Source organism: Microbacterium sp. ACRRU, from assembly GCF_022346945.1.
GTDB classification, from domain to species: domain Bacteria; phylum Actinomycetota; class Actinomycetes; order Actinomycetales; family Microbacteriaceae; genus Microbacterium; species Microbacterium mcarthurae.
The window spans coordinates 1-23468 of the sequence record NZ_JAKRNI010000021.1; the positions used below are offsets into that span (position 1 = coordinate 1).

The following is a 23468-nucleotide window of genomic DNA, read 5'->3' on the forward strand; positions in this document are numbered from 1 at the left end:
GTCGCCCGGGCGTGAGTCGCCAGGATTTGTCGCCTGGGAGGCCTCCCGGGCGACAAATCCTGGCGACTCGCGCCTTCAGGTCACGGGCGCAGGACGACCTTGATGCAGCCGTCCTCCTTCTTCTGGAACGTCTCGTACAGACCGGGGGCGTCCTCGAGCGGGGCGCTGTGCGTCACGAGGTCCATGACGCCGAGCGGGTCGGCGGGGTCCTCGACCAGCGGCAGCAGATCGTCGATCCACCGCTTCACGTTGCACTGGCCCATGCGGAAGTTGATCTGCTTGTCGAACATCGTCTTCATGGGCAGGACGTCGGCTTCACCGGCGTAGACACCGCTCAGGGAGACCGTGCCACCGCGACGGACGAGGTCGATCGACGCGTACACGGCGGCGAGGCGATCCAGACCGGCCTTGTCCATGGCCTTCCGCGCGAGCGCGTCCGGGAGCAGTCCGACCGCGTTCTGCGCCAGTCGGATGCCGCCGTTGCCGTGCGCCTCCATGCCCACGGCATCCACGACACCGTCGGCACCGCGCCCCTCGGTCAGGTCGATCAGCTCGTCGACCACCGTGTCGGTGAGGTCGTACGTGAGCACGCCGTGGCGCTCGGCCATCGCGCGGCGCTCCGGCTCGGGCTCGACCGCGAGCACGCGGTAGCCGAGGTGCACGCCGATGCGGGCGGCGAACTGTCCGACCGGCCCGAGCCCCATGACCGCCAACGTGCCGCCCTCGGGGACGTTGGCGTACTGCACGCCCTGCCACGCCGTCGGCACGATGTCGCTGAGGAAGAGATACCGGTCGTCCGGCAGGTCGTCGCCGACGCGGATGTGGTTGTAGTCGGCCAGGGGAACCCGCAGGTACTCGGCCTGACCGCCCGGCACCTGGCCGTAGAGCTTGGTGTATCCGAACAGCGCTGCCCCGCTGCCGTACTCGCGGACCTGCGTCGTCTCGCACTGCGACTGCAGGCCGCGACGGCACATGAAGCAGTGCCCGCACGAGATGTTGAACGGGACGACGACCCGATCGCCCACGGCGAGGTTCGTCACGGCCGAGCCCACCTCGACAACGACGCCCATCGGTTCATGGCCGAGCACGTCGCCCTTGTCGATGAAGGGCCCGAAGAGTTCGTACAGGTGGAGGTCGGAGCCGCAGATCGCGGTCGACGTGATCTTCACGATCGCGTCGGTGGGTTCGAGGATCTGCGGGTCCGGGACCTCCTCGACGCTCACGTCGCGCTTGCCCTGCCAGGTCAGTGCCTTCATGGTCATGCCTCTCGTTCCGGGGGCCACCAGTCTGGTCGCCGCCCGCCCGACGGCCGAGGCGGTTGACGAATGGATGCCGAGGCCTCAGGGTGCATCACACTCTCGGCGCCACGACCGGCGCGGCGTCGATCCACGCGTGCACCCGCCGCAGGAACGCGGCGTAGCCGCCCGGCGTCCGTCCGGTGAAGCGCCCCGACGTCTCGACCTCGTGCACGTCGCTCGCGTGCTCCCGCGCCCCGATGGCTCGCAGTGCGCGGACGAGGGCGACGTCTTCGTGCTCCGCGAGGTCCGGGATGCCGCCGGCCTCGGCGTACGCGCTGCCCCTCACGCCGAGGTTGGCGCCGTGCACGTTCCCCGCCGGGCGGCCTCGATGATGCGTCGCCCGCCAATATGCGGCATGGCGGGGGCTGAGGTCGGCGAAATCCGGGCGCACCGTGCCGAGGACGAGGTCGATCCCGGCCTCCATCAGGTCGAGCTGATGCGTGATCCAATCGCGCGGGACGACGGTGTCGGCATCCGTCATCGCGATCCACGTGTCCTCGGGACGCGCATCGACGCCCGCGCAGGCGTGCGCGACACCGACGCGGCGTGCGGTGCCGACATTGCGGGCCGCGATCTCAATGGCTTGGACGGGCCACCGCCGCACCTGCACCGGTGTGGTGTCTCGGCACGCGTCGAGCACGACGGTCACCGTCGCGACCAGGCCCGGCTCGCGTTCCCGCGCCCGTGCTACCGCGCGCGTCACCGACGCCAGGCAGCGCCCGATGAGCGCCTCCTCGTCATGGGCGGGGATCACGACCGCGACGGCTCTCACGGCACGAGTCCCGCATCGGCCGCGACGGATCGTGCGCCGGGGCGCCCGAACACCTCGAGCACGAAGTCCGCCTCCTCGTGTCGGACGAGGCGCACCAGGTCGCCGCGCGCCGCGAGCGCGTCGTGCACGTCGTCCCCGTCGCGGGGGTACTCCGCGACCGGATGCCGCCAGTGACAGGCCACGAGGTGCCCATCGGCGGCGAGGGAACCGACGCACGCGGCGAGTCCGCGGTCGAGGTCGGCGCCGCCCCAGTAGTAGGCCACCTCCGACAGCACGAGGAGGTCGAACTCGCCCTCCGGCCACTCGTCGGGGAGGACGGCGCGACGCACCTCGACGTTCTCGCGGCCCGACAGGCGCCGGCGAGCTCGATCCAGGGCCGCCGGCGCCAGGTCGACGGCCAGCACGCGGTCGCAGCGGTCCGCGAGATGTGCGGTGACGGCGCCCGTCGCGCATCCGGCCTCGAACGCCGAACGGTACCGGCGCCGCGGGAGCGCGGCGAGCAGGGTGGCGCGCTTGCGTTCCTCGTACCAGCGGGAGTCGAATCCCCAGGGGTCGTCGTGCCGCGTGTACATGTCGTCGAAGTAGTCCTGACCGACCGTTCCCCCGTCCTTCGCTTCGGAGGGGGCGCGAGCCGAGGGTCCCTCGCTGGACGGTTTCGGGGCGAAGAACACCTCGGCGTCCCGGGCGAAGTGCGCGCGCATGCCGGCGTGGATCATGGGCTCGTCGCCGGGTGCGGCCGACAGCGGCCGGAGCTGGCTCGCGTGCGCTTCGAGCGCCCGCGCCTTGGCATCCCGAACCGAGGCGGGAAGCGCCAGACGCTCGGCTCGGTGCCACGGCACGTCGCCGGGCGCTCCCCAGTGCCACAGCCAGATCGGAAAGGCGCGCGAGCGCACACCCCGCGCCGCGCACACCGCTTCGACGACTTCACCGACCACGCGGTGATCGCGGTGGCCGTCGCCGCGCCAGGTCGAGAGAACGAGCACACGGTCCGCGTCCGACCGGTCGAGCGTCGCGCGTACCGCGGCGGCGATGTCGTCGCGGTAGTCGTCCGTTCCGCCGTCGGGCAGACCGAGGAAGAGCGGATCGTGGGAGAGGCCGACGATGCGAGCGGCGTCGATGAGTTCGCGGCGACGCAGCAGCGCGAGCGTCGCGGGACTGTGTGTGGGGGAATCCGGATGCGATCCCTCACCGTCGGTCACCACGATCAGATCGATCGCGATCCCCCGCTCCGCCGCGGTTGCCAGAAGCCCTGCGGCACCGAGGCTCTCGTCGTCGGGGTGCGCGGCCACGACCACGACACGGTCGACGTCGAGGTCGAGTGCGGGAAGGGGACGCGCGAGGGCCGCGGTCCACGTGTCCTCGTCGGTGCCGGGGTCGCGGTGGTCGAAGCTCACCATGCGTTCGCACCCTCCGCCACGTCGCCGCCGATCTTCGCCAGGTCGCGCGCGGCGTGATGCTGCCGCACGTACACCTGCAGGTCGGCCACGCGCCGGGCGTGCGCCTCGTCGGTGACGAGCGGAAGCGGCCCGAGAGCGTGGGCGGCCTCCGCGAGCGTCGTCTCGACCGCGTCGACGACGACGGCGCGGGCGCGCGCGGCGCGCAGACTCTCGGATGCCGAGCCCCCGGCGCCGAACACCTGCGCGGTCTCGACGAGCACGGCACGGGCTGCCCACAGCGCGGTGTCGGCGCGGCCGAGGTGCACGCGCGAAAGCTGATCGGCCCGGTCCGCCCGCGCCGCTGCGGCGAGAGCCGACCGCAGCGGAACGGCACCGCCCCACCAGCATGCGGCGACCCCGACGCCGCCGTGCGCGAAGCCGGGGCGGCGCAGGTACCACCCGGGCTCACCGACCGGCACCGCGACCGCGCCGTCGACATCGATCGGGGCGCTCACGACGCGGTCCAGTCCTCGCGCGTGCCAGGGACCGGTTCGCGCCGTCACCGCCCGGTCGCGCAGGTCCAGAGCGAAGAGCTGTCGCCGTTCGTCGTCGACCCACGCGGTGACCAGCGCATGGGTGAGGTCGGCCGCGAGGGAGCACCACGGTTTGGTGCCGTGCAGCGTCCAGGTCCCGGCATCCTCACGCGCCTCTAGCCGCGTGCCGGGGCTCTCGGCCGCGAACACGCCCCACGAGCCGGCCGGGTCCGGGGTCGGGTATCCGGCGACGGCGGCCTCGTCCAGGATGCCGAGAGCGTCGAGGTGCGGCTCGAGGATGCGGGCGGCGGCGACGTCACGGGCGGCGACCGACGCCAGCAGCTCCCAGGTCAGGGCTACCGAGCGCGGCCGGGCAACACCGACGACCCACGCGAGCGTGGCGGCGAGGTCGGTGCCGAGCTCGCCCACGGCATCCGCTCGTGCGAGGGCGGCGCGGACGTCGTCGAGATCCGGGGTGTCGTCGGGGATGAGGAGGGGGAAGGGGGGATGAACGGGAGCGCTCATCGTTCGATTCTTCCCGTACCGGCGGGATCCGCCGAGGCTTGACAGCGGCACCGGTCGCACCCCGCTTCCTGCACGGCGCCGAACCCCCGCGCCGCGCGGCGCGTCAGCGACCCGGAAGGCGCGTGTGCAGAAGGGCGTCGATGTGCGCGAGTGGCCGCAAGAGCCGCGGGAATGATGCGGAAACACCGGTGCGAGGCAGGCGGTCCAGCGCTGCTCCATCGCCGGGGAGCCGGTACTGCTGGCCGCGGACGAGCCTGCGCACGGCGTTCAGCAGCGCCATCGGGTGAGTGTCCAGGGCGCTGTGGCCGTTGTGGAGGCGCACGAGGGTGGCATCCGGAGCCGTTCGGGCGACGCGTTCGGCGATCTCGGGCGGGGTCCGCAGGTCACGGTCGCCCGAAAGAAGCACGAGCGGCCACGCGAATCGCGCGACCTCGGACGCGAGGTCGTAGGGCTCGCCCGCGAACGCCGGGTACCGTCCGGCGAGCGGCGCGTAGGTCAGCGCCGGGTCGAACGGCCGTCCGTCGGGCGGGGCGCCGTAGTGCAGCTCACGGAACGCGATCGTGCCGACGATGTCGAACTCGTAGATGCGGGGGATCCGGGCGACGGAACCGTCCCTCGTCGCGTAGGCCGCGAGCGCGCGCCACGCGAGTCCGGGGCGGTGCCGGACGAGCGGCTCGACGAGCTCGGGGCCGACGAGCTCGTACGCCGCGCGGACGACATCGAGCACGACCCGTTCGTCGATCCCGTCGGCGACGAGGCGTCTCACGCCGCGCGCGAGGTCGTCGTCGGCATCCCAGAAGAGGGCCCGCAGGCGGGCACGCTCGAGGTCGAGGTCGTCGGCGCGCTGCAGGGCGGAGTCGAGCAGCATCCCTGCAACCCGATCGGGATGCCGAGCCCCGAAGCTCGACGCGAGGTAGCTGCCGTACGAGGAGCCGACGATGTGCGCGCGGTCGACGCCCTCGGCGTCGAGCACCGCGGCGAGGTCGTCGAGGACCGCGGTGATCCGCATCGCCTCGGGCGGAAGGTCGCGCCCGGCGTCGTCGCGGCGGGAACGTCCGACGCCGCGATGCTCGACCATGATGACGTCGAGTCCGCCGCTCGCCGCGCGCCGGCGGAGCCCCCGGTAGGGCAGGACGGATGCCAGCCCGGGCCCGCCCGGGATGATCAGCGCCGGTGTCGACGTGCGCGGACCGGTGCGGACGTAGCTCAGCTCGAACGGCGGCGCCCCGTCTGCTGCTGGGCGCCGCAGCACCCTGACGTTCTCTCCCACCCTTGCACGCTACCCCCGAGCCCCGCGCGCCGCAGGAAGCGTGAGGTGCCAAGATCTGTCGCCTGAGACCCGTCTCAAGCGACAAATCTTGGCGACTCACGCGGTGGGGACCGGCGGACCCAGGACCGCCAGCAAGCGCAGCCTCTCGGCGCTCTCGCTGCCGGGAACGGCGGTGTAGACCAGCAGCGAGTGCGACGTCTCGGGATCGATCAGCGACTGGCAGTGCAGGTCGAGAGCGCCCACCGCGGGGTGCACGAACCGCTTCGTCTGACGAGGCTGGAGACCCACCTCATGGGCTGCCCACAGGGAGCGGAACTCCGCGCTCCGCTCGAGCAGGGCGTCGGCGAGCGCTGCGGCACGTGACTCACGGCCACGGCGACCGGCGAGTTCGCGCAGCCCTGACGCGAAGAGTCGGCTGAGGAACTCGTGCTCCTCGGGCGCGTACAGCTCCCGCGCCGCCGGGTCGGTGAACCAGCGGTAGCCGAGACTGCGTGCCGGGCCCTTCCGCAGCGACGCGTCGCCGCTGAGCGCGGCCCCGAGCGGCGACTGGCGGAGGGTCTCGCCGAGCTCGGTGATGATCTCGGCGGGCGTGTCATCGAGACGATCGAGGATGCGCAGCAGTCCCGGGCTGATGTGCTCCCCCGCCGCGGAGCGCTCGTCGGGCACGTGCCCGGCGAGACGAAACAGGTGGTCGCGCTCGGCGCGCGTCAGATGGAATCCCTGCGCGATGGCCGCGAGCATCTGCGGCGACGGCTGCGGTCCGCGTTCCCGTTCGAGCCGGGCGTAGTAGTCCGTCGACATGTGCGCGAGCGCCGCGGCCTCTTCGCGACGCAGTCCCGGGGTACGACGACGGATGCCACGCGGCATCCCGACGTCCTCGGGTTGCAGCGCCTCGCGCCGCGTGCGGAGGAAGTCCGCGAGAGCCGTCCGGTCGATCATGCTCCCTGTCTACCCGCCGGCCGGCGGCCGAACCAGGACGCGGCGATCCCCCCTTTTCGGCGGTCCGCCCGCGAGTCGCCGGCGGTCGGCCGGGAAGGACGGTCGGCTCAGCCGGGGATCGACGGGTCCTGGTTGAGTCGCGGAGCGCGGCGCACTGTGGGATCCACCCCGACCGAGGAGACACCGTGACCGACATCGACATCCCCCTTCCCTCCCTCGCCGGCCGCCGCGCTGTGCTGACCGGCGGCAGCGACGGCATGGGCCTCGTGATCGCCGAGCGACTCGCCGCCGCCGGTGCCGAGGTCGTGCTTCCCGTCCGCAACCGTGCGAAGGGTGACCGTGCGGTGCAGACGATCCGCGAACGGGTACCCGGCGCCCGCCTCGAACTCCACGACCTCGATCTGTCGTCGCTCGCGAGCGTCAGCGCGTTCTCCGAGGGGCTCCGCACCGACGGGCGCCCGGTGCACCTTCTCGTCAACAACGCCGGTGTGATGACGCCGCCGGCGCGGCAGACGACGGCGGACGGGTTCGAGCTGCAGCTCGGGACCAATCACCTCGGACACGTCGCCCTCGTCGGTGGCATCCTTCCGCTCCTCGCCGCCGGGCGGGCGCGCGTGGTGACGCAGGTGAGCATCGCCGCGCGCAGTGGACGGATCGAGTGGGACGACGTGCAGTCGGAGCGCGCGTACGACGGGCAGCGGGCGTACTCGGTTTCGAAGATCGCCCTCGGCCTGTTCGCACGGGAGCTCGACCGACGAAGCGAGGATGCCGGGTGGGGCGTCCGGAGCGTGCTGTCGCATCCGGGCGTGGCCCCCACGAATCTGCTCGCGGTACGCCCTGAGATCGGGCGCGCGGCCGATACGTCGAGCGTTCGGGTGATCCGCTGGATGTCGCGGCACGGCATCCTGCTCGGGACCGTCCGCTCCGCGGCGCAACCCGCCCTGCTCGCCGCCACCACGACCGAACCGCGCAGTGACGTGCTCTACGGCCCGCGCGGGCCGATGAACCTCGGCGGCGCCCCCACGACGCACGCGCTGTACCGACCGCTTCGGGACCTCACCGAGGCCGCGCGTGTGTGGGAGGAGTCGCGGCGCCTCACCGGGGTGGCGTTGCACGCGTGACTGGCCGCACCGACCGCGCGTGAGTCGCCAGGTTTTGTCGCCTACGGCAATGCCGGGGCGACAAATCCTGGCGACTCGCGCTCTCAGGACAGGGCGTGGCGGAGCTGCTCGATCGCCCAGTCGATCTCGGTCGCCCGGATCGTCAGCGGGGGTGCGATGCGGATCGTCTGCCCGTGCGTGTCCTTGACCAGCACGCCCCGGGCGAGCAGCTTCTCGGCGATCTCGCGCCCGCTCCCGACGGCGGGATCGATGTCGACACCGGCCCAGAGCCCGGCCACCCGCACCGCGGTCACGCCGTGACCGACGAGGCCCTGCAGTGCCTGTGCGAGATGCTCGCCCAGCGCCTTGGCGCGGGTCTGGAACTCGCCGGATGCCAGCATCTCGACGACCCGCAAGCCCACGGCGCTGGCCAGCGGGTTGCCGCCGAACGTGGACCCGTGCTCCCCGGGCCGGATGACTCCGAGGACGTCCTCGTCGGCGACGACCGCCGACAGCGGCAGGATGCCACCACCCAGCGCCTTGCCGAGGAGGTACACGTCGGGGAGGACGCCCTCGCGGTCGCACGCGAACGTCTCTCCCACGCGGCCGAGTCCCGACTGGATCTCGTCGGCGATGAAGAGCACATCGTTCTCGGTGCAGATGTCCCGCACCCGGCGGAGGAACCCCTCGGGCGGGATGACGACGCCAGCCTCGCCCTGGATCGGCTCGATGAGCACCGCGGCGGTGTTCTCGTCGATCGCGGCGGCGATGGCATCCGCGTCTCCGTACGGCACGTGGACGAAGCCCGGCGCGTACGGACCGAAGTCGTCGTGCGCCACCGGGTCGTCGCTGAAACCGACGATCGTCGTGGTGCGGCCGTGGAAGTTGCCGTTGGCGACGATGATCGTGGCGGCGTCGGGCGCGATGCCCTTGGAGCGGTAGCCCCACGCGCGAGCGACCTTGATGCCCGTCTCGACCGCCTCGGCGCCAGTGTTCATCGGCAGCACCAGATCCTTGCCGCACAGCTGCGCAAGGGCGGTCGCGAAGGGCCCGAGCTTGTCGTTGTGGAACGCGCGGCTCGTGAGGGTCAGGCGATCCAACTGCTCGCGGGCCGCGGCGAGGATCGCCGGATGGCCGTGGCCGAAGTTCAGCGCCGAGTACGCCGACAGCAGGTCGAGGTAGCGCTTGCCCTCGACGTCGGTGACCCAGACACCCTCGGCGCGCGCGGCGACGATCGGGAGCGGGTGGTAGTTGTGCGCGACGTGCGCGCTCTCGGCGGCGATCAGCTGCGCGCCGAGGTCGTCGACGGCGGTGCTCATCGGGTGCCTCCGCGCAGCTCCAGCGTGCAGCACTTGATGCCGCCGCCACCGAGCAGCAGCTCGGACAGGTCCACCAGAACCGGGGTGTACCCGCGCTCGCGCAGCTGCGCCTCGAAGCCCTTCGCGCGGGGCGAGATGATGACGTTCTTGCCATCGCTGGCGGAGTTCAGGCCGAACACCGCGCCGTCGGCATCCGAGACGCGGATGGCATCGGGGTAGCGTTCGCGCAGGATCGCCTGGCTGCGCTCGTCGAACGCGTTCGGCAGGTACGCGATGTTGGCGCGCTCGACGCCGCCGGGGCCCTCGACCGGGTCGAGCACCGCGATCGCGGTGTCGAGGTGGTAGAACCGCGGGTCGGTGAGCGTGAGCGACACGACCTCGCGCGAGAACACCTCGCCGACCTCGCGGTGGCTGTCACCCGTGGAGCGGAAACCGGTGCCCGCGAGGATCGTGTCGCCGACGAGCAGGAAATCACCCTCGCCCTCGTTCACCTCGACGGGCTCGGCGACCTCGAAGCCGTTCGCGGCGAACCAGTCGATGAACGCGGGAGCCTCGTCGGCGCGCTCGCGGAAGCGGAACTTCGGGCCGTACGCCACACCGTCGATGACGAAGCCGCCGTTGGCGGTGTAGACCATGTCGGGCAGACCCTCGACGGGGTCGATCAGCTCGATCTCGTGACCGAGCGCGACGTACGTGTCGTAGAGCGACTGCCACTGGCGCAAGGCCAGGTCGGTGTCGGTGGGGCGCGATGGCTCCATCCACGGGTTGATGCTGTAGCTGACGGTGAAGTGCTCGGGCCGGCACATCAGGTACCGGCGGTGCTGCTGGACGCGCTCGATCGTCTCGGACTCGACGGCGGCGGCGGTGGGGTTCGCGGACATCTCTGCTCCTCAGGAGAAGGTGCGGCGGACGCTGTCCTCGGGCCCGGTGGCCCTTCGACCCGTCGGCGCCGATCGCGCCGTGCGGGGAAAGGTCGGTCCGGGCACGCCGATTCCATTGTGCACCCAACGGCGCCCGTCGCGTGCGAACGCGGGCGGGTAAGGGGCGTTCGCGGGGCATAACGTCCGTGATGCGCGCGGTCAGTGGCATCCATCCCCGTCCGACGGCGGGAGTGCAGATCCCGGAGCCACCGCACCGCGCACGGAACGCCCCTCCGCCACGAACCCCTGCGGGCCCGGGGTGAAGGGGCGTTGCCGCGGGCGTCAGCCGATGCGCTTCAGCGCGAGCGCCGCCCAGGCGATCGGCGGCAGCGTCACGTGCAGGATGCCGCCCTCGATGTGCGCTCCCTCGAGCGAGCGGGGCTGCACACGATCGGGCTGCTCCAGCGTGTTGCTGGCGGAGGGGTCGTCATCGTGCAGCACGTGCGTCTCGACGAGCTCGACGTCACCGAAGCCGCTGATGTCGATCGCGATGTCGACGGGCTCGTGCCGCCCGCGGTGCACCAGGAACACCGCGGCGGCACCCGTCTCGGCGTCGTGGGTGGCGACGGCATCCACCGCCGACACCGTGCCGTACTTCGCCGTCTCGATCGTCCCGGCCTCCACCTGTACGCGCAGCGCCTCGCCGCGCGCCAGCCGCGAGGTGATCGAGAACGGGTAGAACGTCGTCTGCCTCCAGGCTGGCCCGCCGGGTTCGGTCATGATCGGCGCGATCACGTTCACCAGCTGAGCGAGAGAGGCGGATGCCACCCGGTCGGCGTGGGTGAGCAGCGAGATCATGAGGCTGCCGAACACCACGGCATCCACGGCCGAATAGACGTCCTCCAACAGGCGCGGAGCGACGGGCCAGTTGTCGATGCCGCTCAGCTGGTCGACGTCGTGGAAGCGGGTCTGGTACCAGATGTTCCACTCATCGAACGAGATGTCGATGCGCTTGTCGCTGCCGCGCACAGCGCCGACGTGATCCGCGGTGGCCACGACGGCCTCGATGAAGCGGTCGGTGTCGACCGAGGACGCCAGGAACGAGTCGATGTCGCCGTCGTGCTCCTGGTAGTACGCGTGGCACGAGATCATGTCGACCTCGTCGTACGTGTGGGTGAGGACGACGCGCTCCCACTCGCCGAAGGTCGGCATCTGCGCGCCCGACGACCCGCACACGACGAGTTCGATCGACGGGTCGAGCTGTCGCATGCCTTTCGCCGTCTGCGCGGCCAGCTTGCCGTAGTCCTCCGCGGAGCGGTGCCCGAGCTGCCAGGGTCCGTCCATCTCATTGCCGAGACACCACACCCGCACATCGAACGGCGCCTGGCGGCCGTTGTCGATGCGCTGCTGCGACAGCGTGGTGCCGCCGGGGAGGTTGCTGTACTCGAGCAGGTCGATCGCTTCGAGCGTGCCGCGCGTTCCGAGGTTGACCGCGAGCATCAGCTCGCTGCCGGCCTTGTCGAGCCAGTCGGCGAACTCGTGCAGGCCGACCTCGTTGGTCTCGGTGGAGTGCCAGGCGAGGTCCAGACGGCGGGGCCGCTGCTCTCGCGGCCCGACGCTGTCTTCCCAGCGGAAGCCCGAGACGAAGTTGCCGCCGGGGTACCGGATCATCGAGACGCCGAGCTCGCGCACGAGCTCGAGCACATCACGGCGGAACCCCTGTTCGTCGGCGTCGGGATGGGTGGGTTCGTAAATGCCGTCGTAGACGTGACGTCCGAGATGTTCGACGAAGCCGCCGAAGAGGCGCCGCCGCACCTCCCCGATGGGGAAACGCGCGTCAATGGTCAAGCGGGCGGTGGTCATCGTGCTCCTCGGGATGCGTGTTCGGCGAATCTGTCGGCCACCGGGTTGCGTCGGCGTGCCAGAACGGTCGGGGTCTCCACGAGATCGTGAAGGCCCATGGTCAAGAGGTGAGCGGCGCGGGGCAGCTCGCTGTGGCGGTACGTCCACTCGTACATGTCGAAGAGCGGCCACCATGTGTAGCCGACCACGTCGACGCCGTCGGCTCGCAGACCGTTGACGGCGGCCACAGACGCGTCGAGCCAGGCCAGTCGCGTGGGCACGTCGTCGGTGACGCACGTCTCGGCGAGCATGACGGGGGCGCCGTAGCGCTCGGCGTACGTCCGCAACATCTCCTCGAGTCCCTCGACGCCGTCGTCCCGTGTCGGACGGGGGTCGGCGAATCCACCTCCGTGATGGATGCCGGACTCGAACAGCTCCGTGGAGTGGCGGGGGTAGTAGTTGACTCCCATCACGTCCGGCTGCACCGCGTTGTCGGCGAACCACGTCAACGCGTCGTCGTCGACACCGTGGGCGAGGAGGAAGGGCAGCAGCGCGTGGTCCGGTCCGACCCGGCCGGTCACGAGATCCTCGACCAGGAACGCCTGGTGCGCGTACCGGTACGCGGTCTCGCGATGCTCGGGGGCGTCGACATCACCCGCGTACCGCATCGAGGCGTCGACGTGCACGAACGTGGCTTCGTGCCCGAGGACGTCCGCGACGGCACGTTGGGTGCCGACGAATCCGCGCGCGATCGCCGTCGCGATCTCGACGAGTCCTGCCGGGCCGGAGCGATACGGGGGCCAGTAGCCGTATTCGCCGCTGAACAGGGAGTGCAGCATCGGCTCGTTGACGGGGGTGTAGTCCGTCGCGAGATCGCGATACCGTTCCGCCGCCCGCGCCGCGTACTCGGTGACGAAGGACGGATAGTCCGGGTGGGCGAACTCGCCTTCGATCCAGGTCGGCGTGCCGTAGTGCAGCAGGTCGACGATGGGGCGCAGGCCCCGCGCGGCGAAGCCGTCGAGCACACGATCGGTCCACGACCAGTCCCATCGCCCGGGTTCCGGCGACACGACGTGCCAGGGAATCCCCCATCGCAGGAACTCCGCGTCGACCGACACCGCGAGATCCAGGTCGCCGCTCCACTGGGCGTAGTGATCGGTGAGCGCGTACTCGTCGATGGCGCGCTCTCCCGCGCGCTCCTGCGGCACGAACGTGTTTTCGATGCCCGCCCCGAAGTGCAGGCGGCCGTCGCGGTACCAGGGGGTGGTCGGCATCCGTCGCTCTCTCATTTCAGTCCTGACGTTCCGACGCTTTCGACGAACCGCCTCTGGATCATCAGGAAGAGGATGGCCAGCGGCAGCACGGCGATGAGCGAGCCGGCCATCATGACGCCCTGCGGGATGATCCCGCCCGGGCCCGTCAGAAGCGTCAATCCCGAGGTGACCGTGCCCATCTCGGCCTGCGTGGTGAACACCAGCGGCCACAGCAGGTCGTTCCAGTTGTTGACGAAGGTGAAGATCCCGAGCGTCAGGAGCGCGGGGACGGCATTGGGCAACACGATGCTGCGGAAGATGCGCAGTTCGCTGGCTCCGTCGATCCGTGCGGCGTTGTCGAGATCACGGGGCAGAGAGAGGAAGAACTGCCGCAGGAAGAAGATGCCGAACGCATCGGCCGCGCGCGGAGCGATGAGCCCGGCGTAGGAGTTCACCCACCCCAGGTCGGCGACGAGCTGGTAGATCGGGATGAGGGTGGCCTGGAACGGGATCATCAGGCTCGCGATGATGGCGATCAAGAGCACGCGGCTGCCGCGGAAGTCCAGTCGCGCGAGCGCGTAGGCCGCGAGGGAGTCGAAGACCAACGCGAACGCGGTCACGCCGCCCGCGAAGACGAAGCTGTTGAGAATGAGGCGCGCAAACGGCAGGTCGGTGAAGATGCGCGTGAAGTTGTCGAGCGTCCACTCTGCGGGCAGGAGCGTCGGCGGGTAGGCGTTGACCTCGGCGACCGGCTTGAACGCCGTGAACACGATGATGAGGATCGGCAGCATCAGAGCCAGCGTCGCGATACCGACGACGACGAGAAGAAGCGCAGAAACGGCACGCCGACGACGAGCGTGCGGCGACGGTCGGCGGCGGAGAGCGACGGCCGCGGGAACGGAGGGGGCGGGCGCGAGAGCGGTCATGCGGCGTCCTTCTCCCGACGAGAGAAAAAGAGGAACTGCGCCAGGCTCAGCACGAGCGTGATGAGCAGGAGCACGTAGGACAGAGCGGAAGCGAAACCGAGCTCGAGCTTGCGGAACCCGGACTGGTAGATCTCCATCACGATGGTCTGCGTCGTTCCGTAGGGCCCGCCGCCGGTCATGACGTAGATCTGGTCGAACGCCTGCAGGGCGGCGATGAGTGCGACGATGACGACGAAACCCATGGTGTTCGCGAGCATCGGCAAGGTGATGTTGCGGAATCGTTGGAACGCCGTGGCCCCGTCGACGCGGGCCGCCTCGTAGAGACTCGTCGGGATGTCCTGCAGGCCCGCGAGGAAGATCACCATGTAGAACCCGAAGCTCTTCCAGACGGCGACCAGCACCACGGCGGGCATGGCGAGGGTGGGGTCCTGCAGCACGTTGCCCAGTTGGATGCCAACACCGCGCAGCCAGAAGTTCAGGAGCCCGATCTGGGGGTCCAGCAGATACGACCAGGCGAAGGCCGCGACCGCCAACGACACGATGAACGGCGTGAACAGCGCCGTTCGGAAGAGCCCGCGCAGGGGCAGGGACGGGTTGTTCAGCAACAACGCGAAGGCCACCGCGATGGCGATCGCGAGGGGGGTGAACAGCACCGCGTACAGCGCGGTGTTGCCCATGGCCCGCAGGATGTCGCCGTCGGTGAAGACCCGCACGTAATTTTCGAGGCCGACGAACTCTTCGCGGCCGAAGCCGCTGGAATCGGTGAACGACAACCGCAGCGCCGAGATCATCGGCCACGCGACGAAGACCGTGAGGATGACGATCGCGGGCGTGAGGAAGGCGATCACCGTGAGACGGTGCCGGGGGCTGTGGCGGAGGGGCCCGCGGCCCCCGAGGGGCGTCGGAGGCCGATAGGCGCCGGGGCGTCGGGCGGGCGCACTCGGGGCGTGCGTGGTCATGGAGTTCCTGTCCGTGGGGTGGTTTGGGAGACACGGGAGGGGCAACGCGGGCGCCCCTCCCGTGCCGTCGATCACTCGATGGCCTGCTGGATCTGGCTCTGAGCGGTCTGCAAGAGGTCGGCGATGTCCCCGCCCGCGACGGCCTTCTGGGTCAGCTCGTCGATGGATGTGATGACGTCCACGCTGTTGACCACCCCCGGGAGCAGCGCACGACCGGTGGGGGCGATCTCGCTCAGGGCGGCGACCACGGGGTTGGACGAGACTTCACTCAGCGGGATGTCGGTGCGCAGCGGCGGCCAACCGGACGCGAGCGACCATTCCGTGGCGACGTCCTCCTGGAAGAAGTAGGCGAAGAACGCCTCCGCGCCCGCCTTCTTCGCCTCGTCGGCCTGCTCGGTGACGCCCATCGCGACGCCGATGGCCGAGGCGGCCTGCTCGGCCGGACCCGCCGGGATCGCGGCGATCCCGTAGTCGATGTTGTTGTCCTTGGCGATGGATGCCATCCACGGACCGCCCACGTGCATGGCGGCCTTGCCGGAGCTGAACAGCTCGTCCGCGCCGATGCCGTCGAGGCCGGTCGGTGAGATCTTGTCATTCGTGATCGCGTCGGTCCAGAAGGCGAGCGTCTCGGCGTTCTGGGGCGAATCGATGACTGCTTCGTCCGTGCCCTCGACGATCTGACCTCCGCCGCTGAGCAGGAGACTCGGCCACAGGCCGTTGGCGACCGTCGCGTGGTCGGGGATCGCCACGCCGTACTGCTCCGGCGTGCCGTCGCCGTTCTCGTCGACGGTCAGCTGCGTGGCATCCGCCACCCATTGGTCCCATGTCGTGGGCGCCTCTGTGATGCCCGCCTCGGCGAACAGCGCCTTGTTGTAGAACATCGCCAGCGGCACGAATCCGGTCGGGACCCCGTACGGCGTGCCGTTCACCGTGACCATGTCCACGGCCTGGGGGACGAGGTCGGCGGTGTTGCTGTCGGCGTTGGCGTAGAAGTCCGTGAGGTCGGCGAAGGCACCGCGATCCGCGTACACGGGCATGCGCTCGGCCGGCATGGCCACGATGTCCGGGCCCTGGTCGGAGGTCAACGCCGGGAGGAGGGTGTCGTCGATGACCGCCCACGTCTTGGTCTCCGGGGTGATGACATAGGCGTCCTGGGACGCGTTGAAGTCAGCGACGATCTGGTCGAGGACCTCGCCGTCGGCTTCGGTGTAGCCGTGCCAGAACGTGAGCTGGACCGGGCCCTCGGTGGCCGGGCTGGAGGAGCCGGAGCATCCTGCCAGCACGAGGGCCGTCGCTCCCACCGTCGCGAGGACGGCTGCGGTGCGGTTCATCATCTTCGATGCCTTTCTGTGACTGCGTCGTCGGGTGCGCCCCAGTCGAGCGAGGGGCAATGCTGTTTACAACGATGTAGGTAAACGTTGTAAAAGGATGATTGCTCGACGTGCGGTGATTGTCAAGCGACGGCGTCAGCCCCGGGTGGACTCGCGTTCGACGAGCCGGAAATCCGCGAGGATCTCGCGCGGCGCGGTGTCGTGATTGCCCGCGATGCGCTCGACGAGCAGCTCGACGGCGACCCGCGCGATCTCATCACGGCCGGGGTCGATGGTGGTCAGCGCCGGCAACGAGTACCGGGTCTCGTCGAGGTCGTCGAAACCCACGATCGCCACATCCTCCGGGATGCGGACACCGCGCTCGAGGAGGACACGCATCGCCCCCAGCGCGAGGGAATCGTTGAAGCCGACGACGCCGTCGAATTCGATCCCCGCATCGAGGACCGCCCGCATGGCATCGGCACCATCGATCCGATGCCACCGGTCGACCGGCACGACGAGCTGCGGGTCGACCGGACGCCCGGCTTCCGCGAGCGCCGATTCGTATCCTCGCAGCCGCAGACCCGCGGACCCGACGACCTCGCCCGGGTGCGACCCCAGCGCGAGGATGCGCCGGCGACCCGACGCGATGAGGTGCGCCGTCGCGGCGTGCGCCGCCTCGGTGTTGCGCATGGTCACGTGATCATGCGCGGAGTGGAAGATCCGCTCTCCCAGCAGAACCATCGGCATCCCGACGTCGTCGAGCAGCGCAGCATCGTCTTCACCCAGGGAGAGCACGGAGTAGAGCACTCCATCCAACCCTCGGCGGCGTGCGCCCCGGAGGGCCGCGAGCTCGCTGTCCCGCTCGGCGTCGAACTGCTCGATCAGGACCGAGAAGCCGTGCGCGCGGGCGGCGCGCATCACATCGTCGGCGAGCTCGGCGAAATAGGGGTTCCGAAGGTCCGGAACGATCAGGCCGATCATGTCCGTCCGCCCCGATCTCAGGCTTCGAGCGGCCTGGTTCGGCCGATACTGCAGCTCGTCGATCGCAGCCTCGACGCGCTCTCGCGTGGCCGACCGCACGTGCGGGTAGTTGTTGATCACGTTCGAGACCGTCTTGATCGACACCCCGGCCGCGCGGGCTACATCGTGCAGCGTTGCGCTCATGGCATCCCTCCCGGTTCCGTGCCGACTCTACAACGTTGCAGAAGCACTCTTGACGCACCCCCCGTCGTCCCTTAGCTTCGGATCGCTCTACAACGTTGTAGTCGTAGGGCGCATCCCACGCGAGAGCGGGTCGCTGCGCTGACGCGGGCGCGTGCCGGCTCCGACCTCCCCGACAGAGGAGCAGGAACCATGTCCCCTTCCCCGAATCCCCACCGACCATACCGCCGCGCGCTCACCGCTGCCCTGGCGGCCGCGGCCCTCACGCTCGCGGCCGTTTCGGCCCCGATGTCCGCCTCTGCCGTCACGACCGGGAACGGCTCGGTCGTGTACGCGCCACCAGCAGGCTCGTCCTTCAACCCCGAAGGCGGAGTTCCGGCGGGCACGACGTACGCGAAGATCATCGTCCTCAAGAACAACGGATCCGCGAACGGCACCCAACTGGTGACCTACGACAAACTCGTGCTGCAAAACGGCAAGCAGGTGTATCCGATTCACCGGAGCACCGACAACGGGACAACCTGGACGAAGATCGCCGACGTCGATCCCAGCGTCGCTTTCCCCGGCTACACCCGCACGGCGCAGCCGTTCCTGTACGAGATGCCCCAAGCGTCGGGATCGCTGGCCGCGGGAACACTGCTCCTCACCGGGATGATCATGCCGCAGGATCGATCCTCCAGCCGGCTGGTCGTCTACAAGAGCACCGACCGCGGCGTCACCTGGGCACCCTTGAGCACGATCGACTCCGGCGGCCCCGCCGTCTACGACCCGAGCCCCACGTCGACGACGACCACGGTGTGGGAGCCATCGCTCGCGGTGGACGGGGGCGGCGGACTCGTCGCCTACTACTCGGACGAACGCCAGAAGTCTGCGGGCGTGCTGCAAGCAGTGTCGTACCGCCGCTCGGTCGACGGAGGCCAGACGTGGGGGCCGCTGGTGAACGTGTCCGCACCACCGAACCAGAGCGATCGTCCCGGCATGATCACCGTCACCAAACTCCCCGACGGTCGATACCTCGCCACTTTTGAGGTGGTCAACCGCCCGAGCCAGTCCCAGAACACCGCACCGGTGTACTTCAAGACCTCCGCGGACGGCTTGAATTGGGGCGACACGACCAGCATCGGCACGCCCGTGCGGCTCGCCGACGGCCGAGGCATCGGGTCATCGCCCTACGTGAAATGGGTGCCCAGCGGCGGACCGAAGGGCACGGTGATCGTGGCATCCAAGTGGTCGCTGACGGCCACCGGTGCGATCGACGGCGGCCAGAACTTCTACGTCAACTACAACCTCGGCGAAGGCCCGTGGGAGCGGCTCCCCATGGCCGTGACGTACGACGCCAGCGACACCCAGGGCGGTAACTTCAGTGGATTCGCGCAGGGCATCGACATCGGCACGGACGGCCGGACGCTGTATCAGGCCACGAACGTCGAGAACACGGCGACGGCGTTGAACGACATCCGCGTCGGCTCCATCCCGGTGGACGCGCAACAGTACGAAGCGGAGAAGGCCACCGTCACGGACGCCGCGGTCGTCGTGCACCCGCAGGCCGCGAACGGGCAGAAGATCGGCAACATCAACAACAGCGGCAGTGCCGTCCAGTTCACCGTCCGGGTGCCTTCTGCCGGCACCTACACCCTCGACGTGCGCTACGCCAACGGATACGGCAGCACCGCCAGCCACACCGTGAGTGTCAACGGCGGAAGCGCTTCGTCCATCTCGTACCCGCCCACGGTCGACTGGGGACGCTATGCCTGGGCGCAGAAGACCGTGACGCTCAACGCGGGCGCGAACACGATCCGCTTCGGCAAGGGGACGAACTTCGCCGAACTCGACACCCTCCGCGTGTGGCGCACCGCCGGTCTGGATCCGCAATTCCAGATCACCAATCGCAACAGCGGCAAGCTGTTGGAGGTCCTCGGCGCGTCGCTGGCGGACGGCGCCGCGGTCGGCCAGTGGGGCCCCACCGCCCACCCGACGCAGCGGTGGACCCTCACACCGTCGGGGACGAGCACGCAGCTGACGAACCTCAATAGCGGCAAGCTCCTCGAGATCCCGGCGGCATCGACCGCGGACGGTGCCGACGCCGCGCAGTGGGGGCCGACCGGGAGCGCGACGCAGCGGTGGAACGCGTCCACCGCGGGCGGGTGGTGGACTTTCGCCAACGTCAACAGTGGCAAGCTCCTCGAGATCGACGGATGCGCCACGGCCGACGGCGCGGTCGCGCAGCAGTGGCCCGCGAACGGGCTCACGTGCCAGCAGTGGCGTCTCACGCGGGAGGGCATCCAGTAGCGAGAACGGTCGTCCGCGGGCCGCCCTCCGACCAGGGCGCCCGCGGACGACCCTCGCGTCAGATGACCTCGGCGCTCCAGGCATCCGGGCGCCCGAAGCGGAACGCCTCGATCGAGACGGCCTGCTCCCGCAGGAACGGCAGCAGCTCGATGCGGCCCGCCGTCGTGACCTCGCCCGCGTAGACCGTGAGTGCGGGGTCGCCGCCGACCGTCTCGGCCAGGGCCACGCGGAGGGTCTCGACCGACGCGGGGGTTCCGATGAGCCGCACGCGCGAAGCGCGGGGCCCGGCGGGCGCGACGTCGACGGGGGTGCCGTCGTCGGCCGGTTCGGCATCCGGGATGCCACCCGCCATGCGCTGCAGCCACTCCGCGTCCGTCTCGACCGAGACGGGCACACCGGTCTCACCGAGGAGGTGCCGCACGGCGGCGGGGAGTCCCACGGGCGTGCTCAGGCCGAACGACGATCCGGACCGCACGGCGGCCACGAGCACGCGCAGCACCGCGTGCCACGGGGCGTCCGCGGTGGCACGTACGGCCACGTCCGTCGGCCGATACCGCAGGAGGTTGCGCTCGAGGACGAGACGTGAGGCGTCCTTGACGCGGCCGAATTCGCGGTCCCACGCCACCGCGTCCGAGAGCGCGCCCCGACGGAGCCACTCGAACGCCGCGTAGTCGAGGGTCGGCTGCGCCGCCTCGATCAGCGTCGAGATGCGCGTGTCGAGCCCGCGCAGGTGCAGCGTCGTCGACGCGGGGCCGCCCGACGACGGGCGCCACGACCCCAGGGCGACGAGACGGTTGGGCCCGCCGGACATCGCCCCCGGTCCCACGCCCGCCGGTCCCCATCCGCCCAGCGGCTCTCGCTGCACGACGGTTCCCGTGGTCGGGCGGTTCACGCGCAGCACCGCCGCGTCGACGGTGTCGAGCCACAGGTCGAGGTCGGCGGCGTCGCGGGTGTGAAGCCCCGCGACGAAACCCGACCCGACGAGGTTCTGCAGCTCGATCGCGCGCGTCAGCGTGGGGGCGTGCAGGATGCCGAGCACCGGCGCCGCGACCGCGGCGCGGGTGAGGTGCGAACCGGCGTGGACACCCGTGCGAACCCCGGGCGTCCAGAAGCGTCCCGCGGTCTCGGGCCCGAGGTCGAGTTCGCGCGGCTCCACGAGCCAGCGCTCACCGTCGGCGAGCACGGTCAGTGCACGACGCACGTCGCCGGTGGGCTCCTCGACCAGCGGACCGACGTCGGACAACGGGTCATCGGCGGGGCCGACGCGCAGCGATGACACGGCATCCTTCAGCTGCGCGAGGAACCGCGTCGAGCGCCCGGCCGCGCCCACGAGGATCACGAGCGACGACGCGGTGGCGGCTTGACCGGCACGCGCGAAAGCGCCCTCGACGATGTCGGCGACGGCACGGTCGAGGTCGGCCGACGGCGTGACGATGACCGCGTTGCGGCCGGCGGTGAGGGCCTGCATCGGCAGGTCGGGCCGCCAGGCGACGAAGCGTTCGGCGGTCGACCGCGCACCCGCGAGCAGAACGCGATCGACACCCGGGTGAACGATGAGCGCGCGGCCGGATGCCTCCTCGTTGAGGTCGACGAAGGCGAGCACGTCGCGCGGGACGCCCGCCGCCCACAACGCCTCGGCCACGACGGCCCCGGCTCGTCGCGCGCGCGGCGACGGTGTGAGCACGACACCGGAGCCGGCGGCGAGCGCGGCGAGGGCCTCGGCGGCGCACAGCCCGACCGAGGAGTTCCAGCGCGGAGCGACGACGGTGACCCGATCGGGCGAGAACACCGCCCCGGCGACGCGATCGAGCTCTTTCGCCGTCACCGCGTAGTACGCCGCGGCGTCGACGGCGGTGTCGACCTCGGCATCCGCCTCGGCGAACAGCGCACCGCTTTCGGAGGCCAGGACCTCCACGAGGGCGGCGCGGCGTTCGGCGAGCGACCGGGATGCCGCACCGATCACGACCGCGCGGTCGGCCGCGGCACGGCTGCCCCATTCCGTCGCGGCCTCGCGCACCCGGGTGAGCACGGCGTCCAGTCCGGCCTCGTCGTCCACGCGCCCGCCGGCCGCGGTGGCGTCGCCGGCCGTCGATCCGTCGACCGCCGCCCACACCTCGTGCACCCACGCGCGGTCCTCGGGGACGCCCGGGTCGGTGGCGGGGGTGTTGCGGAATCCCGGCGCCGCGCCCGCGAGCTCGGTGGTCTCGCGGACGGAGAACACGGCGGTGTCGACGAAGGCCTGCCCGCCGAAGAGCATCTGCTGCACGTCGGGGGCGAGAGCCGACGTGTCCCCCGGGGCGGCGTCGCGGGCGATGCCGAGCACCGCTTGCGTGAGCCCGGGGTCGGCGGGGTCGTCCACGGCCGGCTCGCGCAGGAGTGCGGGGGACGGCGTCGCCGCGCGCTGCCCGACCCGCCGCGGCGCCGGCGTCGCGTCGGGCGTCGCGAGTGCGGCCGCGATCCGGTCGCGGACGTCGGTGTCGTCTGCGCGGGGCGGTACCGTTCGCGCCGCGAGCGGGGCGATGACCGCGTCGACATCGTCGGGGTGCACGACGGGAGCCAGGACGATCCTCGGCCCCGAGGCGATGGGCTCGACGCCCAGCGGCACCGCCCGGTCGATGCTCGCGCCGACGGACTCGGCGAGCGTCTGCGCCAACGCCGCGCGCACCGGATCGCTGGTGGCCACCTCCACCCGCAGACCCTCGGCACCGCGGCGTCCGAGCGCCTCGCGCACGGCCGCGACGGTGAGGGCGTCGAGGTCGGCGGTCGAGGTCGCGACGGGGGCGGGCCACCCGTGCCGCGCGGCACGGAGGGCGTCGTCGGTGAGAGGAACGGCGTCGTCGAGGCGGACGACGAGCGGCGCGCCCCCCGCGGCCGCCCGCACGCCCGCCCACGCGGCCAGCTCCCGCAACGCTCCGAACGTCTCGGGGACGGCGACGGGCAGCGCGATGCCGGCGGAAGCCGACGCCGCGCTCGCCTCCTCGAGCACACGCGTGAGCACAGCAACGGTGAGATCGAGGTCGTCGCGCCCCTCGACGACGAGGGTGACGTGTGTGCCCGACGCTTCGGCATCCACGAACAACGGCAGCAGACGCTCGGCGGCGTGCTCGACGTCCGCCTCGAACGCCCACCCCGACATCCCGGTGACCACCTCGCGGACCGCGAACGACACCCGGTCGACGTCGTCTCGGGCGACGAGGGCGCGGATGCCGTCGAAGCGGTGCCGTGCGGCGCTCTCGCCGAGGACCAGCGGCGCGGTGAGCCGCACGTCCGGGACGGCTCCGTCCTCTCGGCAGGCCGCGAGCGCGGGGCCGAGGCGGTCGCTGCGCGCGTCGAGGAAGAGGGAGGAGAGCGCGTCGGCGAGCGCCCGCCGCACGAGCGGCACGGCCGGCGTCGGCAGCACCGGGGCGACCGCCCCGCCGAGCTGCACGGCGCCGCGAAGCATCCAGGGAACGGTCGCGGGCACGTCCGCAGCCATCCGGCGCAGCGCGGCGGCGGGAGCGGTCGTCCCCTCCGGTCGCAGGATGCCGTCGGCCGCGTCCGCGAGGAAGCGGGCGGCGTCCGGTGCCGGCGGCAGGGGCCCCGACTCGACGAGGGCGACGGCGCGCTCGACGGCGTCGCCGGAGAGCAGGGAACCGTGCGTCTGCGGATCGTTCTCGCTCATGCTCCACAGCCTAAGCAGAGCGCGTGCCCACGACCCGAGGCCCGCCGGTCCGCCCGCACAACGAAAGCGAGA

Annotated in this window: 17 protein-coding genes; 2 read left to right on the forward strand and 15 right to left on the reverse strand. The window is 71.0% G+C overall.

The genetic code is table 11. The features are described from left to right. Positions 1 to 80: 80 nt before the first annotated feature. The 6 genes from MHY30_RS10570 to MHY30_RS10595 form a co-directional block, all read right to left on the reverse strand. Entirely contained in the window at positions 81 to 1256 is a 1176-nt protein-coding gene (locus MHY30_RS10570; protein ID WP_239276920.1) for a zinc-dependent alcohol dehydrogenase, read from the reverse strand. A gap of 94 nt (positions 1257 to 1350) precedes the next feature. Then, positions 1351 to 2070: a glycosyltransferase family 2 protein gene (locus MHY30_RS10575; RefSeq protein ID WP_239276883.1), complete on the reverse strand. Its 720-nt coding sequence runs from the start codon at positions 2068 to 2070 to the stop codon at positions 1351 to 1353. Next, positions 2067 to 3467 carry a bifunctional PIG-L family deacetylase/class I SAM-dependent methyltransferase gene (locus MHY30_RS10580; protein WP_239276884.1) on the reverse strand — a complete coding sequence of 467 codons (1401 nt, stop codon included), beginning with the start codon at positions 3465 to 3467 and terminating at the stop codon, positions 2067 to 2069. The genes MHY30_RS10575 and MHY30_RS10580 overlap by 4 nt, the downstream gene beginning before the upstream one ends. Then, positions 3461 to 4504 carry an acyl-CoA dehydrogenase gene (locus MHY30_RS10585; protein ID WP_239276885.1) on the reverse strand — a complete coding sequence of 348 codons (1044 nt, stop codon included), beginning with the start codon at positions 4502 to 4504 and terminating at the stop codon, positions 3461 to 3463. Before MHY30_RS10585 ends, MHY30_RS10580 begins: the two co-directional genes overlap by 7 nt. A gap of 103 nt (positions 4505 to 4607) precedes the next feature. Further along, positions 4608 to 5774: an alpha/beta fold hydrolase gene (locus MHY30_RS10590; RefSeq protein WP_239276886.1), complete on the reverse strand. Its 1167-nt coding sequence runs from the start codon at positions 5772 to 5774 to the stop codon at positions 4608 to 4610. A 96-nt stretch (positions 5775 to 5870) separates the two neighbouring features. After that, complete coding sequence (locus tag MHY30_RS10595; RefSeq protein ID WP_239276887.1) at positions 5871 to 6713, reverse strand: helix-turn-helix transcriptional regulator; 843 nt, start codon at positions 6711 to 6713, stop codon at positions 5871 to 5873. A gap of 185 nt (positions 6714 to 6898) precedes the next feature. Between MHY30_RS10595 and MHY30_RS10600 the strand changes: the two genes are divergently transcribed. Beyond that, the gene (locus MHY30_RS10600) at positions 6899 to 7834 is read left to right on the forward strand and encodes an SDR family oxidoreductase (RefSeq protein ID WP_239276888.1); all 936 of its coding nucleotides are present in this window, start codon (positions 6899 to 6901) and stop codon (positions 7832 to 7834) included. Between the two features lie 83 nt (positions 7835 to 7917). Here the strand turns inward: MHY30_RS10600 and rocD are convergent, their stop codons facing one another. From rocD to MHY30_RS10640, 8 genes are all read right to left on the reverse strand, one after another. Beyond that, positions 7918 to 9132: an ornithine--oxo-acid transaminase gene (gene rocD, locus MHY30_RS10605; protein WP_239276889.1), complete on the reverse strand. Its 1215-nt coding sequence runs from the start codon at positions 9130 to 9132 to the stop codon at positions 7918 to 7920. Then, a complete protein-coding gene (gene ddaH, locus MHY30_RS10610) occupies positions 9129 to 10013 on the reverse strand; it encodes a dimethylargininase (RefSeq protein WP_239276890.1) in 885 nt (294 codons plus the stop codon). Before ddaH ends, rocD begins: the two co-directional genes overlap by 4 nt. Before the next feature lie 321 nt (positions 10014 to 10334). Next, entirely contained in the window at positions 10335 to 11855 is a 1521-nt protein-coding gene (locus MHY30_RS10615; RefSeq protein WP_239276891.1) for an alpha-N-arabinofuranosidase, read from the reverse strand. Next, positions 11852 to 13108 carry a family 1 glycosylhydrolase gene (locus MHY30_RS10620; protein ID WP_239276892.1) on the reverse strand — a complete coding sequence of 419 codons (1257 nt, stop codon included), beginning with the start codon at positions 13106 to 13108 and terminating at the stop codon, positions 11852 to 11854. Before MHY30_RS10620 ends, MHY30_RS10615 begins: the two co-directional genes overlap by 4 nt. An 11-nt stretch (positions 13109 to 13119) precedes the next feature. Next, positions 13120 to 14013 (reverse strand): carbohydrate ABC transporter permease, encoded by an 894-nt coding sequence (locus MHY30_RS10625; protein WP_239276893.1) that lies wholly within the window; start codon positions 14011 to 14013, stop codon positions 13120 to 13122. Next, positions 14010 to 14972, reverse strand: a complete 963-nt coding sequence (locus MHY30_RS10630) for a carbohydrate ABC transporter permease (RefSeq protein ID WP_239276894.1) — start codon at positions 14970 to 14972, stop codon at positions 14010 to 14012. Before MHY30_RS10630 ends, MHY30_RS10625 begins: the two co-directional genes overlap by 4 nt. A 71-nt stretch (positions 14973 to 15043) precedes the next feature. Continuing rightward, positions 15044 to 16306 carry an ABC transporter substrate-binding protein gene (locus MHY30_RS10635; protein WP_239276895.1) on the reverse strand — a complete coding sequence of 421 codons (1263 nt, stop codon included), beginning with the start codon at positions 16304 to 16306 and terminating at the stop codon, positions 15044 to 15046. Positions 16307 to 16438: 132 nt separating this feature from the next. Further along, complete coding sequence (locus MHY30_RS10640; RefSeq protein ID WP_239276896.1) at positions 16439 to 17449, reverse strand: LacI family DNA-binding transcriptional regulator; 1011 nt, start codon at positions 17447 to 17449, stop codon at positions 16439 to 16441. A 189-nt stretch (positions 17450 to 17638) separates the two neighbouring features. Here MHY30_RS10640 and MHY30_RS10645 point away from each other — a divergent pair, with 189 nt between their 5' ends. Then, complete coding sequence (locus tag MHY30_RS10645; RefSeq protein ID WP_239276897.1) at positions 17639 to 19735, forward strand: RICIN domain-containing protein; 2097 nt, start codon at positions 17639 to 17641, stop codon at positions 19733 to 19735. A gap of 58 nt (positions 19736 to 19793) precedes the next feature. Here the strand turns inward: MHY30_RS10645 and MHY30_RS10650 are convergent, their stop codons facing one another. Next, positions 19794 to 23396 (reverse strand): proline dehydrogenase family protein, encoded by a 3603-nt coding sequence (locus MHY30_RS10650; RefSeq protein WP_239276898.1) that lies wholly within the window; start codon positions 23394 to 23396, stop codon positions 19794 to 19796. Between the last annotated feature and the right edge of the window lie 72 nt (positions 23397 to 23468).

Excerpts from the sequence above, each read along its gene's own strand:
- MHY30_RS10650 (WP_239276898.1), bottom strand. The coding sequence starts at position 23,396 with ATGAGCGAGAACGATCCGCAGACGCACGGTTCCCTGCTCTCCGGCGAC.
- MHY30_RS10595 (WP_239276887.1), bottom strand. The coding sequence starts at position 6,713 with ATGATCGACCGGACGGCTCTCGCGGACTTCCTCCGCACGCGGCGCGAG.
- MHY30_RS10580 (WP_239276884.1), bottom strand. The coding sequence starts at position 3,467 with ATGGTGAGCTTCGACCACCGCGACCCCGGCACCGACGAGGACACGTGG.
- MHY30_RS10635 (WP_239276895.1), bottom strand. The coding sequence starts at position 16,306 with ATGATGAACCGCACCGCAGCCGTCCTCGCGACGGTGGGAGCGACGGCC.
- MHY30_RS10620 (WP_239276892.1), bottom strand. The coding sequence starts at position 13,108 with ATGCCGACCACCCCCTGGTACCGCGACGGCCGCCTGCACTTCGGGGCG.
- rocD (WP_239276889.1), bottom strand. The coding sequence starts at position 9,132 with ATGAGCACCGCCGTCGACGACCTCGGCGCGCAGCTGATCGCCGCCGAG.
- ddaH (WP_239276890.1), bottom strand. The coding sequence starts at position 10,013 with ATGTCCGCGAACCCCACCGCCGCCGCCGTCGAGTCCGAGACGATCGAG.
- MHY30_RS10645 (WP_239276897.1), top strand. The coding sequence starts at position 17,639 with ATGTCCCCTTCCCCGAATCCCCACCGACCATACCGCCGCGCGCTCACC.
- MHY30_RS10630 (WP_239276894.1), bottom strand. The coding sequence starts at position 14,972 with ATGACCACGCACGCCCCGAGTGCGCCCGCCCGACGCCCCGGCGCCTAT.
- MHY30_RS10615 (WP_239276891.1), bottom strand. The coding sequence starts at position 11,855 with ATGACCACCGCCCGCTTGACCATTGACGCGCGTTTCCCCATCGGGGAG.
- MHY30_RS10585 (WP_239276885.1), bottom strand. The coding sequence starts at position 4,504 with ATGAGCGCTCCCGTTCATCCCCCCTTCCCCCTCCTCATCCCCGACGAC.
- MHY30_RS10640 (WP_239276896.1), bottom strand. The coding sequence starts at position 17,449 with ATGAGCGCAACGCTGCACGATGTAGCCCGCGCGGCCGGGGTGTCGATC.
- MHY30_RS10570 (WP_239276920.1), bottom strand. The coding sequence starts at position 1,256 with ATGAAGGCACTGACCTGGCAGGGCAAGCGCGACGTGAGCGTCGAGGAG.
- MHY30_RS10625 (WP_239276893.1), bottom strand. The coding sequence starts at position 14,013 with ATGACCGCTCTCGCGCCCGCCCCCTCCGTTCCCGCGGCCGTCGCTCTC.